Below are 16,069 nucleotides of genomic sequence, written 5' to 3' on the forward strand. Positions count from 1 at the left end.
AATACCAAAAAATAGCGTGTTTTTGGAAAAATTTTATCACTTTAATGCCAATGTTGATTGCTATTGATTTTTGGTGGCTAGGTTGGGCTTAACAGGTTTTTGTGGTTATTTTAAGTGATTAATAGCATGTGCAAACAAGTCATAAATCATTTGGTGTCTGTTAGTGTCGTCATCAAGTGTTGGATTAAACTCAGTGATTTCAAAGGCTTTAATATTGGGCAGTACCAAAACTTTATCAAAAATTTGTTTTATCTCATCAACGCCATAACCGTTTGGTTCTCGTGTGCCTGTGGCATATACAAGATTTTCATCTAGCGAATCAATATCAAAACTGACATATACTGCGTCTGCCTGAGCCAAATTGCTACAAAGTTTATCAAGTACATCATCAAATTCTTGGCGGTGAGCATGAGCAGAATAGGCAAAGACACCATGTTTTTCAATCAAATGCTGTTCTGGCGACTCAAAACTTCTAAGCCCTAAAAAATACAAATCTTTGATGTTTAAATTGTCTGATGTGGATAAGTCTTTAAATGCCTGCCAAAGCTGTTTTTCGTCATCAGTAGGCATATTATTTGTGTGCTCATCGTTATCCACACCAAGTACAGCTGCTAAGGGCATGCCGTGCATATTGCCACTTGGCGTGGTATAAACGCTATGAATGTCAGCATGTGCATCAATCCATACCACAGCCACTTTTTTGTCTTTATGGGCATTTTTAAAACCTGACAGCAACCCAATTGCCCCTGAGTGATCACCTGAGATGATGATGGGTGTGGTCAGCTTGGCAATATGCTCAATGTGGTCAGCAACCTCTTGGTAAAACGGCAATAAAAACTCAGCATATTTTAAATTGGTATATTGCGTACCTTGTACCTTGGCGGTGTTGGCATCATCAATGCTTAGTTGTTCAAAGCGTGCCGTAGGATAATGACTTTTGGCAAATTTAGCAAGTGCTACCACGCCTTGGTCGGTGCCATGCTTGCCCGCCCCCAAGTCTGAGCGTATTTCAATAAAATCTAGCATACAAATCCCTTTTAAATCCTTTTGTTGTATAAATTTGTTGTATGAACTTTATGATAGCAAAGTTGTAAGTTAAGTCAAATATTTTTTTAGGTTGTCTGGACAATCACGCCAAAACCGCCAACTCAAATATTGACCAATCCACAGTGTTATTAAAACCATTTAGTTGTGTGGTTTTTTGGTTGGTAGTGTTCACCTTTCATTGTCTTCTTTACCTTTATTTCTTTTCTTTATTTTTTCTTTTTCTTGTTCGTCTTTGTCATCAATCTCCCATTTTAACAGGCGTTTGACGATTTTGCCAAATAGGGTGCTTTTTTTATAATTGCCATGCTTATTTTTATCATTAATTGCCAAGCCTGTTAAAATCTGCAAGGCGTCATAGATTGTTTCGATGGCATAGATATGAAATTGTCCATCTTTAACGCTTTGTACGATATGATCTGGCAACATGAGCTGATTGGTGTTGGATTTTGGAATGATGACGCCTTGCGTGCCTGTCAAGCCACGCTCAGCACACGCATCAAAAAAACCAATGATTTTCTCATTCACGCCACCAATTGCCTGAGCCTCTCCAAGCTGATTCATTGAACCTGTGATGGCAAGCGATTGATTGATGGGGATATTTGCAAGAGCAGACAGCAATACTGCACACTCAGCAAGCGTGGCAGAATCCCCATCAATATGTGCGTAGCTTTGTTCAAAGGCGAGACTTGCTGAAAAATTAAGCTCGGTAAATTCACTAAATAACGAGCGTAAAAAACTGGTCATAATAAGCATTCCTTTGGCATGCAAACTACCGCCCAATTCCACATCTCTTTCAATATCTAAGATTTCACCTGTGCCAAATTTTGGTGTGATCAGTGCACTTAAGCGAGCAGGCAAACCAAATTCGCTATCGGCGTAAGCAATGATGGTCAGTGCGTTAATTTCCCCAATGGCATATCCGCTGGTTTTGATGAGTTGTTGTCCATTTCTAAATTCTTGCCAATAAAGTTCTTTAAGATGGCTTTTGCGTTCTTTTATGTCGTTGAGTGCTTGTTTGACATGGTTGGCATTAACGGCATTGTCTTTGGGATTTAACAGATAATGGCGAGCTGATTCTACAATCAACTGCATCAATCTGTCGCTGTGCAAATCTAATTTATCCTTATCATCAGCAAGAGCGGACAGCTCATCTAATATTGTAGCAAAGGCCGTGTTATCAAAAGTTGGTAGGTGCTGTGAGTGAATCATGTCCGCCATTTTAGTAACCAAAAAACGCTCGCTTTGGGCATTTCTGGGCAAAGTGTCGTTAAAGTCGGCACGAATTTTAAACACGCTGTTAAACTCAGGTTCAAATTCTAGTAGCTCATAATATAAATCGGGTTCGCCAAGCAAAATTACTTTTACTGATAGGTCAATGGCATCAGGTTCAAGCGATACCGAGCCTGTTAAGGTCAGCATTTGTTCAAGGCTTGAAAGAGAGATTTTTTTGGATTGTAGAGCTCGTTTTAGCCCTTGCCAGGCATAGGGGTGCTCAAGCAAGGAAGATGCTTCTAATAATAGATATCCCCCATTGGCTCGGTGTAATGCACCTGCTCGAATCATGCTGGCATCAGTGACAATTGTGCCAAGTTGGGTGGTGTGCTCGATGTGTCCAAGCAGATTTGGGTGCGTTGGCATATCTTCAAAGATGATGGGTGCACCGCTATTTGGTGCATGGGTTACCACAACATTGACATAATAGCGATTAGGGATATTACCAACTGTTTTTACCAAAAAGTCATCGTCGTGCTCAATGATGAATAAGATATTATCAATGATGTCTTGTTCATAAGATTTTAAATATTGATCAATTTTTTTGTTATGGACTGCGTATTTTTTGCTGATGGGCGTCAATAATGGTGCGATGATTTTAGCAACAAGACTGTCGTGTAACTCGTCAATTTTTTGATTGACCTCATTTTCTAGCTCATCAAGTTTGATGTTAGTTTTGGTGAGCTGTTTTTGTAATTTCTCCAAGATATTGTTATTGATGGGTTTTTTTTCATCAATGGGGGTAAATACGGCACGCTGATCGGCGGATTGTCGCAGTATCAAATTGTGTGTTTTGGCGGTTTCATTTAACTTATCAATGAGGGTGCGTTCGCTTTTTTGGGCGGTCTGTTTGATTGTGTTAATGCTGTTTTGATGGCTAATGCTGCTGAATTTGGTGAGGAGTTTTTGGTAGAGTGCCTGCCAAAGTTTGTGCATGTCCTTAGCAAAGATTGACCCTTGGCCGCTTGGTAGCGTTAAGGCGATAGGGTTTCTTGGGGTGTCAAAATTATGCACATAAACCAAATCAGGTGGTGTGGCATCTGATTTGGTGCGTTCGCTCAAAAATCGTGTGATGATGGTGCGTTTGCCCAGCCCATTTTCACCCACCGCAAAGACATGATAGCCATTAGCTTTGATGTCTAAGGCGGTATTGATGGCGTTCATGGCCCGATTTTGCCCAAAAGATACCTCAAAGCTGTCATTGGCGGTTGGGAGGCTGACAGGGTCGGTGTAGCGTTTTAAGGTGGTGTGTGGCAAGCGGTAATGGTTATTGTTGGCTGTATTCATAAATGTATCAAATTAAAAAAGTCTGTTTTAAGGTTATTGGTTAAATTTATTTTTAGGGTGAGCTGCTGATTTTTTTTATCCAGTTTTGATTGTCATTAAAACCTTGGTGCATTTGCAATAAAATGGTCATCTTGCTTAACTTGGTTTTTGATGTGTTTTGCCTGATTTGGTTTTGTGAATGCAAATGTTTGATTTTGTCGTACAATTTTACCAAAAAATAAAGCAGTGAAATGGTCTTGATGGGTTTTGTAAAATGCTCAAAGTGGCTGATGCTAGGGCTATTTTAACATAATAAAACATGGTAAAATAGCCAGTATTGTAAATACTGACAAAATTAAAATGATGACTTACCATAAAATTTCTGCATATGCCGATGGCTTTGCTGGCGATTTGGAGCGTTTTGCCAATGAGTTGAATTTGACCTTTACTGATGTACAGATTGGTCAATTATTAAAATATTTAGACGGTCTGCTTTTGTGGACTAAGGCCTACAATCTTACGGCCATCACCGCACCAAAAGAGGCATTTGTTAAGCATATTTTGGATTGTTTGGCCATCATTGCATATTTGCCATTTAATGATCAATCAAGCGTGAGCCTACTTGATATTGGCACAGGGGCAGGATTGCCATCGGTCATCATTGCGATCATGCGACCTGACTGGCAGATTACCGCACTTGACAGTAACGGCAAAAAAGTTCGTTTCATTCGTCAGATGGTCAGTGAGCTTAATCTTAATAATGTCACGCCTGTGGCAAGTCGTATTGAAGATTTTGATGGGGCGTTTGATGTGATTACCTCTCGTGCTTTTGCCAGCCTTGATGACTTTGTTAATCTTGCCAAGTTGTACTTAAAAGTAGATGGTGTACTGTATGCGATGAAAGGCAAATCACCAAGCGTAGATGATTTTGCCAATCTAGATGATTGGCGAATTGATGTTAAGGCAATTTGTGTGCCAAATTTGATGGAAGAACGCTGTGTGGTGTATCTGAAAAAATAATTTATTATTTTTTGACATTTATTTTTAATTATTTGAGTGATTTTGAAGGGGTGTTTATGGAAATCATTGCAGTCGCCAACCAAAAAGGTGGTGTGGGAAAGACGACAACGGCAGTAAATTTAGCCGCAGCGTTGGCCGTGATTGGCAAAAAAAAGGTTTTGCTCATTGACCTAGATCCACAAGGTAATGCCACAACAGGAGCGGGGCTTGACAAGAATGAACTCAAAAAAAGCATTGTTGATGTATTGCTTGATGAGACGAAGCTACACAAGGTGATTGAAAAAAATACGCAAGCAGGCTTTGATGTGGCAGGAGCCAATCGTGATTTGGCAGGCATTGATATGTCTTTGTCCGATGTTGAAGATGCGCCATTTTTGCTAAAAAAGGCCATCGAGTTGGCCAAAAAAAGTGGCAAATTTACTTATGACTATGTCATCATGGATTGTGCACCCAGCCTGAGTATCTTGACGGTGAACGCACTTGTTGCTGCTAAAAATGTCATCATTCCTATGCAATGTGAGTATTATGCACTAGAAGGGGTGGCAGACTTGATTGATACCATTAGGCGTCTAAAAGCAATCAATGAAGAGCTTCATGTGCGAGGTGTGGTGCGTACGATGTTTGATGGACGAAGCACGCTTGCCCAAGATGTCTCTGCTGAACTTGAAAATTATTTTGGTGAATTGTTGTATAATACCACCATACCCAGAAGTGTGCGTCTGGCGGAAGCACCAAGTTTTGGGCAGTCAATTTTTGGCTATGAAAAATCGTCTAAAGGGGCAATTGCTTATCATGCACTCATGAATGAGGTCATTAAGCAGTCAGATGAACCTAAGCTATTTGAAGCAAAAGTTCGTGCACAGTTTGATTGGTAGTGAGTGTGGTTGTTTGGCAAATTCATCAAATAAAATCACAAAATTATGCTAAAATACTGATTTTATTTGCATGGCTAATGTTGGCTGTTTATTGGGTGAAAACTGGAAATTAACATGAAAAAGCGTGGACTTGGTACAAAGCGTGGCTTAGATGCGATTATTGGTGATATCAAAAGAGAAAGACAAATCTCTATTGGTGAAATTCTACCTGAGCAAAAGGCACCCATGGCTTTGGCCGATTTGGACGCACAGTCAGATGTGGCAAAGGGTACAAAAGCAAAATATCAAGATGCCAAGTTGACCGATTTTAGCCTACTTGATGATGAAGTGAGCATTGGTAAAGCTAAAAAACCCAAGAAGAAATCTAAAAATAAAAAAGATGGTGATAATACTCAACCTACTGAGCAAGTTACGCTGGTTCAGATTGACATTAATCGCTTGCAGTCAGGCAAGTATCAACCACGCCGTGAGATTAAAGAAGAGGCGCTAAGTGAGCTTGCCAGTTCTATCAGGCAACATGGTGTAATGCAGCCGATTGTCATTCGTCCGCTATTATCTGGTGAAAATAAGACGAGTGGCTCTGTAACCCATGAAATTATTGCGGGTGAACGCCGCTGGCGTGCTGCCAAGATTGCAGGTCTGACCAGTATTCCTGCCATTGAACGCATCTTATCTGATGAGATAGCCATTGCACTTGCACTGATTGAAAATATCCAGCGTGAAGACTTAAATGTATTAGAGCAGGCCATGGCCTTACAAAGATTTCACACCGAATTTGGCATGAGTCATGCGATGATAGCCGATGTTGTGGGTAAGGCTCGTGCGACCGTATCAAATCTTTTGCGTTTAAATAATTTGCATGATGTTGTTAAAGGATATATACAAGAAGGGCTTCTTGACATGGGTCACGCACGAACATTGCTTGCTTTGTCGAGCAAACAACAGCCCATCATTGCCAAAAAAATCATTAACGCCAAAATGACCGTGCGTGAGGCCGAAAAATTAGTCAAGTCCATCTTAAATCCCGAGCCTAGCAAAAAAGACACGATCACCAGTCATGAAATTCTTACGCTTAGCCAAAAAATCTCTGATGTTTTAGGTGCATCTACCAAAATCAAACAGGGCAAAGATGGCAAGGGTAGTGTTGAGATATTTTTTCATGATGATGAGCAGTTGCAGGGCTTATTAATGCAATTTGGTATTAATGATCATTGATTAGTTAATTGACTAATCAACTGATTGGATTTTGTTATTTTGTTGATTGGTCATCAGTCGGCATCACATGGGGAGCTTTTTTGGTGATTTAAATGGTTTGATAAACCATTTGCTTTGCCAAAAACGCCATGCTAAAAACACCATATTGCCATTCATCTTAAAACACCACCGCAAAAAAAGACATTTCATGCACACTTCTGATAGCAAACCCACACACCAACAAGATTTTGAACAAATAAACAAAACTGCCGTTTTTCGGCGGTTGGTGTCTTATTTAAAACCATATTGGTGGGCATTCATCTTAGCGATGGTTGGCTTTACCATCAGTGCAGGCAGTGAGGTGGCTGGTGCTAAGCTGTTTGAGTACATCATTGAAGCCATTGAGCATAACGATAATGTGCGTAAGTTTTGGTTTCCGTTTTTGGTAATTTTGCTGTTTGTGTTTCGTGGTGTCGGTGTGTTTTTGGGCAGTTATTATACAGCGGTCATGGCACGCAGTCTTGTGTATCTTTTACGCATTGAAGTCTTTAATAAACTGCTTTGCTTGCCATCAGAGTTTTATCTTAATAATCCTGCTGGTACGATTTCATCAAAACTCATTTTTGATGTTGAACAGGTAACAGCAGCCACAACCGAATCTATGGCAACGCTCTTAAAAGACGGCTTGACGGTTACGGCGTTGTTTGGTTTTTTGTTTTATACCAATTGGCGATTGACTTTGGTATTGATGATTATCGTACCACCGATTTTTTGGATCATCAGATTTGTTTCCAAGCGTTTTGCCATGTTGTCTATGGGTGTGCAAGACACCATGAGTGCGGTCAGTCATATCACCAATGAAGCCATTACAGGCTATCAGGTGGTAAAAAATTACAGTGGTCAGATTTATGAAGCACAAAGATTTAAAAAAGCATCTTTGGATAACTTAAATAAAGGTTTGCAAATCACCATTTTGGCTGCCATCAATTCACCTGTGATTCAGTTGCTTATGGCAACAGGTATGTGTTTTGTGATTTGGTTGTCGCTTCGTCCTGAGATGTTGGGTGATACAAGTGCTGGCGAGTTTTCTGCATATTTAGTAGCAGCGGTATCTTTGGCTCGTCCTGTTAAGGCATTGACTGATGTCAATCAAAAGTTACAGCGTGGCATTGCAGCGGGCGTATCAGTTTTTATGCTGATTGACGAAACTGAGGAAAAAGATGATGGGGTGCTAATGCCCATCATTACTGGCGACATCAGTTTTAAAGATGTTGATTTGACTTATGAAAGTGGCACGCAAGCGATTAAAAAATTCAGCCTTGATATCAAGGCAGGAGAAACGATAGCGGTGGTCGGTCGGTCAGGCTCTGGCAAAACCACGCTTGTTAATCTGCTGACCCGTTCACTCAATCCAACAGCTGGGCGGATTTATATTGATGGTACGCCCATTGATGAGATTAGGCTGTCATCGTTGCGTGAACAAATTTCAATGGTTAATCAGCAAGTTACGCTTTTTTTGGACACGGTGGCACATAATATTGCCTATGGGGCATTATCTAACAAATCTCGTGATGAGATTATTTGTGCCAGTAAGGCTGCCTATGCCCATGAATTCATCATGGATTTGCCAAATGGCTATGACAGTTTTATTGGGGCAGAAGGGCTGCAACTTTCTGGTGGGCAACGCCAAAGGCTGTCTATTGCAAGAGCTTTACTCAAAGATGCTCCGATTTTAATTTTAGATGAGGCAACTTCTGCCTTGGATAATGAAAGTGAGTTTTATATTCAAAAAGCATTGGAAGCTGTAATGAAAGGGCGTACCACGCTTGTGATTGCACATCGTTTATCTACCATACAAAATGCTGACCGTATCATCGTCATGGATCAAGGTCAAATCATCGAGATGGGCACGCATGATGAGTTGTTGACCAAAGGTGGTATGTATCGCACCATGTATGAACGCACTTTTGATGAGACAGCCAAGTAAACGGCAAACTTAAAAAAATAAAGTGAGTAGATTTAACAGATAGGGCGTAAAGCAGATGAATCAGATAGAATTACTCATCAATAAAGCATGGGAGAAAAATTCCCCCATGCTTACCGCACTTGCTCCTTTATCCGCTTTATATGGTATGGCAGCAAGAGTGCATCAGTCGCTTTATGATGGTGGGCGACTGACCAAATACCATGCCCCAGTCCCTGTGATGGTCATTGGCAATATCACAGTGGGTGGCAGTGGCAAGACTCCGCTCATCATTGCTTTGGTTAAATATTTGCAAAGTAAAAAAATCAATGTGGGAGTGGTCAGTCGTGGTTATGGTCGGTCGGACAAAGTCCCTGCCATCGTCAAGGCAGATAGTGAACCGACAAAAGTGGGCGACGAGCCATGTTTGATTGTATCTGAGACTGTCGTGCCAATGGCGGTGGGGGTAAATCGTGGTCAGGCAATTGATTTATTGATACAAAATTACCCAAATTTACAGCTCATCATCAGTGATGATGGGTTACAACACCACGCCTTGTATCGTGATGCTGAATGGATAGTGGTAGATGGGGTGCGTGGTTTTGGTAATGGCAAATTATTTCCGCAAGGATTTTTGCGTGAGTCGATAAAACGCCTAGATGGGGCGACTGTGATTTATCATGACAACCGATCTGACTGTTATGATGATAATGCTTTACTGATGCACCTTATGCCAAGTACGCCCACACCTTTATTGTCAAGTGATCGTACGCTACATCCCCAACAAGTCTATGCTGTGAGTGGTATTGGCTACCCTGTGCGTTTTTTTAAAACACTTGCTGATTTGGGTTTTGCTGTCGTAGAAAAACCTTTTGGCGACCATCATAACTTTACCCTTGATGATTTAATGGAGCTTGCAGACCTACCCATCATAGTTACCAGCAAAGATGCGGTTAAACTGCGTGAGCTTGCTAAGACTTTGCCACACATTATTTTTGATAACATTTGGGTATTGCCTGTGCAAGCAGTGCTATCAAAGAGTATTTATGATGAAATGGATAAGGTTTTGATGAGCCTTGGGATTAAAATCTGACAAAATTGAGTGCATTATCCATCTTGTGAGCATGATTGATGGGTGATGTACTTTTTTTAATAAAACCATTTTAATCAAATAGTAAGTTTGACGCTGCTTTTATTTTGTCGGATTTTGCTTTACAATGAACCTTAATTCATCATCAAATCATATACTTAAATATTATGAAAACCCACTCAAAAACCCACATCATCATTCCTGCTCGTTACAAATCTACTCGCTTGGCTGGCAAGCCTTTGTGTGAAATTCATGGTAAACCGATGGTACTTTGGACAGCACAGAAAGCTTTAAAGGCCACCTTTGCTGATAGTATGTGCGTAGCAACGGACGATGAGCGAATTTTTAAGGTTTGTCAAAATGCTGACATTCCTGTTGTGATGACAGGTGAACACGCATCAGGTACGGACAGATTGGGTGAGGTAGCACAAATTTTGGATTTGGCTGATGATGATATCGTGATTAATATGCAGGGTGATGAACCGCTTGTACCTCCAGTGCTACTAGAACAAGTCAAAGACCTTTTGCTTAAAAATACTGACTGTGTGATGGCAACTTTGTGTGAAGTTATTGATAATTTTGAGGATTTTTATAAAAATTCGGTGGTTAAAGTGGTCAAGGCTGGCAATCAGGCACTGTATTTTAGTCGCAGTCCCATACCATATGACCGAGATGGGGTTTTGAAAAATGAGCTTGGTGGTATGCCTCAAAATGCCTTTCGCCATTTAGGTTTGTATGCTTACCGTGTTAAATTATTAAAAACTTTTCATCAATGGCAACAAGGCGAGCTTGAAAAATTAGAGAGTTTGGAGCAGCTACGCATCTTAGAAAATGGACATAAAATTGCCATTGATGTCGCCAAACTTGTTCTGCCGCTTGGCGTGGATACGCATGATGACTTGGTCAGATTAAACGCCATGCCGATTGACGACTTTTTAAAATTTTAATTTTTTGATGAGATGGCTTATGACCACCATTTATTTTGTTCGCCACGCTGAGCCTAATTATGATCATCGAGATGATTTTAGTCGGGAATTGACACCAAAGGGCGTCGCTCAAAGTGAAAACTTGATCTATGTCTTTAAAGATATTGATATAGATTTATTCTTTTCAAGTCCTTATAAAAGAGCGGTGGATACCATTTATCCATTGGCCAGACATCGTCAAAAAGATATTGAAATCAATGATGATTTTCGTGAAAGAAAGATTGGTAAATGGGTAGATGACTTTGATGAATTTAGCCAAAGACAATGGCAGGATTTTGACTATCATCTGACAAATGGTGAAAGTCTTAACGATGTTCAAAAAAGAAATATTGTAGCGTTGCAAACCCTATTAAACACTCACCCCAAAAAGACAGTTGTTATTGGCACGCATGGCACAGCGTTATCTACCATCATGAATCATTATTATCCTAATTTTGGGTTTGATGACTTTTATGCTAATAAGCGAAAATTGCCTTGGATAATGGTATTGGAATTTGACGGCTTGGCATTAAAAAACAGTCATGAACTTGTGATAGATGGCCATTCATCATGAATAATCATGCCTCTAAACCATCAGCCGACCTGCCTTATTTTTCTCCCCTTTTTGCTTGGCAATCGCAGGCATGGGAGCAAGTTGTGCAACAGTTTTATGATGATAAGCTGCCTCATGGACTTTTGGCAGGTGGTATGGCGGGTATTGGTAAGCATGCCTTTGTATGGCGATTGGCGGCATGGCTACTTTGTACCAATAAAACTAAAAATGGGGCGTGTGGTGTGTGTCAAAGTTGTCATTGGCTTACGGCTGGTACGCACCCTGATTTGCTGGTCTTGCCAAATGAGAGCTTGCCAACAGCAGAGATTGATGAAAAGACGGATAAGGCCTCATCTATTAAGATTGATGACATTCGAGCTTTGCAGGAATATGGGCACATCAAAGGGCGAGGTGTGCGACTCATCGTTCTAGATGGTGCTGAGCGTTTGACACTGGGGGCGAGCAATGCCTTGTTAAAAACCTTAGAAGAGCCTCGTGCAGGCGTGCATTTGATACTCATCAGCGACAACCCAACTCGCCTGTTGCCAACCATAAAAAGCCGTGTACAAACCCTGCCACTTAGGCAAATTGCGTATGATGTAACACTTGATTTTATTACACAAAAACTGGGTGATCGGCAGTTGGCCAGTTTGTGTCTTGATTTGGCAGATGGTGCGGTACTTTCTGCGATAAAGTTGCCACAGGCAGTGTGGTTTGATCAGCGAGCATTGTGGATAAAAACTTGGTTGGCTTTACGAAATGGACAGCGACAGCCGATTGTGGCAAGTGATTATTGGCAAAAAATGATGGCATTTACAGATTTTATCACTTTAACACGCCTGATGCTTGTTGATGTGATGCGTGTTGGTTTGGGTCTTGACAGTCGGCATACAGACATTCATGTGGCGAATTTAATGCAAAACCAAACGCTTGATTTGGTTCGTATTGAGCATTTTTTGACCGTGCTTGATGATATGGTGATGGCGGTGGGGCAAAATGTGCAAGAAAAGATGGCGTATGATGGAATGTTTTATGAGCTTGCTGGACTATAGCAAACCGCAAGAGCCGTAGCCATAAAGTACGATAATAAAGATTGATACTAAATTTGATGATTAAGTTGATGATATTGCAAGCATTTATGGGCGGGACAAGTATTGATTAGGCAGGCGTATGAGAATTTTATGGGGTATTTAAGACAACTTGGTGTGTCATTGAAATTTTTGTGATTAAGCATCATTTAATCATGAACCATTAAAAGAGACTGATAGCAATAATGAATCACGAACGCATTGAGCAAAAACTTGCCATTCTCGCCGATGCCGCCAAATACGATGTCTCCTGTTCATCAAGTGGTGGTAACCGCAAAAATGCAGGTGGTCTGGGCAATTCATCAAAATCAGGCATTTGTCACAGCTATACCGAGGACGGTCGCTGTGTGTCTTTATTAAAAATTTTATTCACCAATCACTGTATTTATGATTGTGCCTACTGCACCTCACGCCGCAGCCATGATACACCAAGAGCTGCTTTTACCGTAGAGGAAGTGGTGGATTTGACCATGCAGTTTTATCGCAGAAACTATATAGAAGGGCTGTTTTTGAGCTCGGGGATTTTTAAAAATCCTGACTATACGATGGAGCGACTTGTGCGTGTTGCCAAAACTTTGCGTACTAAGCATAACTTTCATGGCTATATTCACCTAAAAACCATACCTGGGGCTTCTGATGATTTGATGAAAGAAGCAGGGCTATACGCTGATCGTCTGTCGGTGAATATGGAGATTCCCACCAAATCAGGGCTTGCTTTGCTTGCCCCTGAAAAAAACCACGATGACATGAAAGCTCCCATGCAGACCGTGCAAGAGCAAATTGTACAATTTAAAGATTCACGCAAAGTCCACAAGCACACGCCAAAGTACACGCCAGCAGGGCAGTCTACACAGTTTATCATTGGGGCGACAGGCGAGTCAGATCATCAAATCATTCGGTTATCGAGTCATTTTTATCAAAAATACGACCTAAAACGAGTGTATTATTCAGGTTATGTGCCGATGCTCACAGATAAACGCTTACCTGATGTCAGTACACCTGTGCCACTGGTGCGTGAAAATCGACTGTATCAGGCAGATTGGCTCATGCGATTTTATGGCTTTGGTGCCGATGAGATTGTAGATGCAGATAATCCATTTTTAGATTTGCAACTTGATCCAAAAATGGCATGGGCGGTTCGTCATCGTGAGCATTTTCCCATCAATATCCAAACTGCCCCTTATGAAATGGTGGTGCGTGTACCAGGGATTGGTGTGCATACAGCAAAGAAAATCATGAGTGCCAGAAGATTTACCACGCTGACTCTTGAGCATTTAAAACAGATGGGTGCGGCGGTGAATCGTGCCAGATATTTTGTGGCACTCAATATACCCAACCCTTATTTAAACGACCTGATGCGTGATAATTTTCGTGATGTGCTTTTAAATCAAACCCAAAGTAAGTTTAAAGAAGCACGAACAGGGCAGTTGCCACTATTTTGATGGCTAAAAATTTTGTCTATTGGACTAGGAAGTTAGATGGTCATGGCTGAGCTATCCTTATTTCATTCATCTGGTTTGCCAGACCAAAATAATCCAACTGTTTTATTGTTTGATGGTAGCTTTGAGGGTTGGTTATCTGCGGTATTTTATGCCTATCAACATAAGCTTGTGCGTACGCCACTATCTATCATGACAGTGCACGATCATACTGCTAATTTTTTAGATGAAGCCATTTTGGTGGCAACCGATGCCCAAAAAGCAGGGCGAGTATTGAATAAAATCCGTGAAATATTAAGCGTGCGTGATGTCATTTGGGCATTTTTGTCTGAAGATAAAATGGTTTATACGCATTTATTTCGTGTGGTGGTGTATCAGCTGGATAACCCCAATCGGTCTGTGATGGGGAATTTTGCTCACCCTGATGTGCAGGCAGTGCAGGCATGCATTAAAAAAGTAGGGCGAGAGCGTCATCGGATGCAGGCATTTGTACGCTTTGAGGACACAACACAAGGCGTGTATTTTGCCAAGATTAATCCTGACTTTAATATTCTACCGCTGATCGGTGATTTTTTTGCCAAGCGTTTTGCTGATCAAAGTTGGCTGATTTTTGATGTTGTGCGTGGCTATGGGATTTTTTATGACCATCAAGAGCCTGCGGTGGGGGTGCGTGAGATAGCCAAGATTGATGAACAAATTTTGATGGATGGCAATGAATTTCATACCGATGGGGAGTCGATTTATCAGCGTCTCTGGCAGGCGTATTTTCGTCATGTTACCATTAAAGAGCGGATAAATCCCAAGCGTCATATCGCCCAAATGCCTCGCCGTTACTGGCGGTATTTGGTGGAAAAAAAGCAAAAAAGTTGCATCTAAAAAAATCACAACCAGCCAGCACGGCGAAATTTTGAGTATAAATAAATACAAATCATCAAAATCATACCAATGATGATGAAATAACCGTACCGCCATGACAATTCTGGCATGAACTCAAAATTCATGCCATAAATGCCCGCCACCGCTGTCGGCACAGCAGCGATACCTGCCCATGCAGCAAGTTTGCGTACAACATCGTTTTGACCCATTGTTACCATCGTGGTGTAGGTATTCATGGCAACAGACAGCATTTCGTTAAGTCCGTTTACCGCATCAAGAGAACGCAGTAAGTGATCGTTAACATCTCGAAAATAAGGTTGTGCAGCAGTAGGGAAAGCAGAAATCAGTTCATTTTTTTTGTGATTGATAAAAAAGTTACACACATCTTGTACAGGCAAAATCACCGCACGCATATGTACAAGTTGTGATTTTAGTTCGTACAGACTTCTTAGTGTATCTCGGCTAAATTCTGATGAAAAAATGTTCCGTTCTTGCTCACGCAAGTAGTTTCCTAAGCGGTCGGTAATAGGCAAATAGTTATCGACGATGAAGTCTAAGATGGCATGTAGTACAAAGATTGGGCCTAGACGCAGACGCTCGGGGCGACGGTGATAATGCTCACGCACAGGCGAGTAGGAGTTGGACGCACCACGACGAATGCTGATGATGAAATTTTTGCCCATAAATATCGCTGTTGTGCCGTAGCGAATTTGGTTGTCTTCAAGTTTTGCGGTACGCACCACCACAAAAATCATATCATGCCCATAGCTTTCTACCTTTGGGCGTTGGTGCTCAGCGAGGGCATCTTCTAAGGCAAGTTCGTGTAGGTCAAAGGCATCTTTAACTTCTTGGACAGTCTCAATGCTGGGGTCGTATAGTCCTAGCCAGATGAATTGATTGTTATTGGTTAAAGCACGACTGACTTCGTCAATATTAAGCTGTTCAATTGGTTCGCCAGTTTTACGAGAATAAGAGTAGCAGACAATGGTTTCATTATCACCTGAATCTTCCAAATCTTCAAAACGATCGGCATCAGGGTCATAGACCGTCATTGTTTCGATGGTGTCTTCATCTGTGGCATCGGCATCACCATAGATGTAGCTGTCTCTATTATCATCTATGGCAAGCTCTTCTTCATCGCTTTGCCAGTCATCTTGATGAAGCTCGTCGTGCGGTGTCTTTAAATAGCTTTCAACAGTATCAAGTTTTTGTTTGGGGGTGTGGATATCGTCTTCGTGCTTGTTCATATTGCCCCCTTATTTGGTGAATTGATGGTGTGCAAATCCATGGAAATTTTGCCACTTTTATCACTATGGTAAAACCATGGTAAAAATTTCGCCATATTATAGCAAAATTTCCATTTTTTATCTAGCAATGTCTGACTGCCATCTGATTATTGGTGATCAAGCTTATCATAACAA

13 protein-coding genes are annotated in these 16,069 nt (G+C 41.2%); 10 read left to right on the forward strand and 3 right to left on the reverse strand.

Annotated elements, in window-relative coordinates; genetic code table 11:
* Positions 1–105: 105 nt before the first annotated feature.
* Positions 106–1,026, reverse strand: a complete 921-nt coding sequence (locus tag R0123_RS00150; RefSeq protein ID WP_323842675.1) for an arginase family protein — start codon at positions 1,024–1,026, stop codon at positions 106–108.
* A 189-nt stretch (positions 1,027–1,215) separates the two neighbouring features.
* Positions 1,216–3,606 (reverse strand): ATP-binding protein, encoded by a 2,391-nt coding sequence (locus R0123_RS00155; protein WP_323842676.1) that lies wholly within the window; start codon positions 3,604–3,606, stop codon positions 1,216–1,218.
* A gap of 339 nt (positions 3,607–3,945) precedes the next feature.
* Here R0123_RS00155 and rsmG point away from each other — a divergent pair, with 339 nt between their 5' ends.
* From rsmG to R0123_RS00205, 10 genes are all read left to right on the forward strand, one after another.
* Complete coding sequence (gene rsmG, locus R0123_RS00160) at positions 3,946–4,605, forward strand: 16S rRNA (guanine(527)-N(7))-methyltransferase RsmG (protein ID WP_416381671.1); 660 nt, start codon at positions 3,946–3,948, stop codon at positions 4,603–4,605.
* A 56-nt stretch (positions 4,606–4,661) separates the two neighbouring features.
* On the forward strand, positions 4,662–5,480 hold the full coding sequence (locus R0123_RS00165) for an AAA family ATPase (protein ID WP_323842677.1): 819 nt from the start codon (positions 4,662–4,664) through the stop codon (positions 5,478–5,480).
* Positions 5,481–5,594: 114 nt separating this feature from the next.
* The gene (locus tag R0123_RS00170) at positions 5,595–6,695 is read left to right on the forward strand and encodes a ParB/RepB/Spo0J family partition protein (protein ID WP_323842678.1); all 1,101 of its coding nucleotides are present in this window, start codon (positions 5,595–5,597) and stop codon (positions 6,693–6,695) included.
* A 187-nt stretch (positions 6,696–6,882) separates the two neighbouring features.
* A complete protein-coding gene (msbA, locus tag R0123_RS00175; protein ID WP_323842679.1) occupies positions 6,883–8,661 on the forward strand; it encodes a lipid A export permease/ATP-binding protein MsbA in 1,779 nt (592 codons plus the stop codon).
* 55 nt (positions 8,662–8,716) lie between these two features.
* Positions 8,717–9,730, forward strand: a complete 1,014-nt coding sequence (gene lpxK / locus R0123_RS00180) for a tetraacyldisaccharide 4'-kinase (protein WP_323842680.1) — start codon at positions 8,717–8,719, stop codon at positions 9,728–9,730.
* A gap of 164 nt (positions 9,731–9,894) precedes the next feature.
* Positions 9,895–10,674 (forward strand): 3-deoxy-manno-octulosonate cytidylyltransferase, encoded by a 780-nt coding sequence (kdsB, locus tag R0123_RS00185; protein WP_323842681.1) that lies wholly within the window; start codon positions 9,895–9,897, stop codon positions 10,672–10,674.
* A gap of 19 nt (positions 10,675–10,693) precedes the next feature.
* Positions 10,694–11,266: a histidine phosphatase family protein gene (locus tag R0123_RS00190; RefSeq protein WP_323842479.1), complete on the forward strand. Its 573-nt coding sequence runs from the start codon at positions 10,694–10,696 to the stop codon at positions 11,264–11,266.
* A complete protein-coding gene (locus R0123_RS00195) occupies positions 11,263–12,297 on the forward strand; it encodes a DNA polymerase III subunit (RefSeq protein WP_323842682.1) in 1,035 nt (344 codons plus the stop codon). Before R0123_RS00190 ends, R0123_RS00195 begins: the two co-directional genes overlap by 4 nt.
* 221 nt (positions 12,298–12,518) lie before the next feature.
* Positions 12,519–13,775: a putative DNA modification/repair radical SAM protein gene (locus R0123_RS00200; protein WP_323842683.1), complete on the forward strand. Its 1,257-nt coding sequence runs from the start codon at positions 12,519–12,521 to the stop codon at positions 13,773–13,775.
* Positions 13,776–13,817: 42 nt separating this feature from the next.
* A complete protein-coding gene (locus tag R0123_RS00205; protein ID WP_323842684.1) occupies positions 13,818–14,648 on the forward strand; it encodes a TIGR03915 family putative DNA repair protein in 831 nt (276 codons plus the stop codon).
* A 5-nt stretch (positions 14,649–14,653) separates the two neighbouring features.
* Here R0123_RS00205 and corA read toward each other — a convergent pair whose 3' ends face one another.
* Positions 14,654–15,895, reverse strand: coding sequence for a magnesium/cobalt transporter CorA (gene corA / locus R0123_RS00210; protein WP_416381672.1), 1,242 nt, complete (start codon positions 15,893–15,895; stop codon positions 14,654–14,656).
* Positions 15,896–16,069 lie beyond the last annotated feature (174 nt).

This window comes from Moraxella sp. Pampa (genome assembly GCF_035181385.1).
GTDB lineage: Bacteria > Pseudomonadota > Gammaproteobacteria > Pseudomonadales > Moraxellaceae > Moraxella.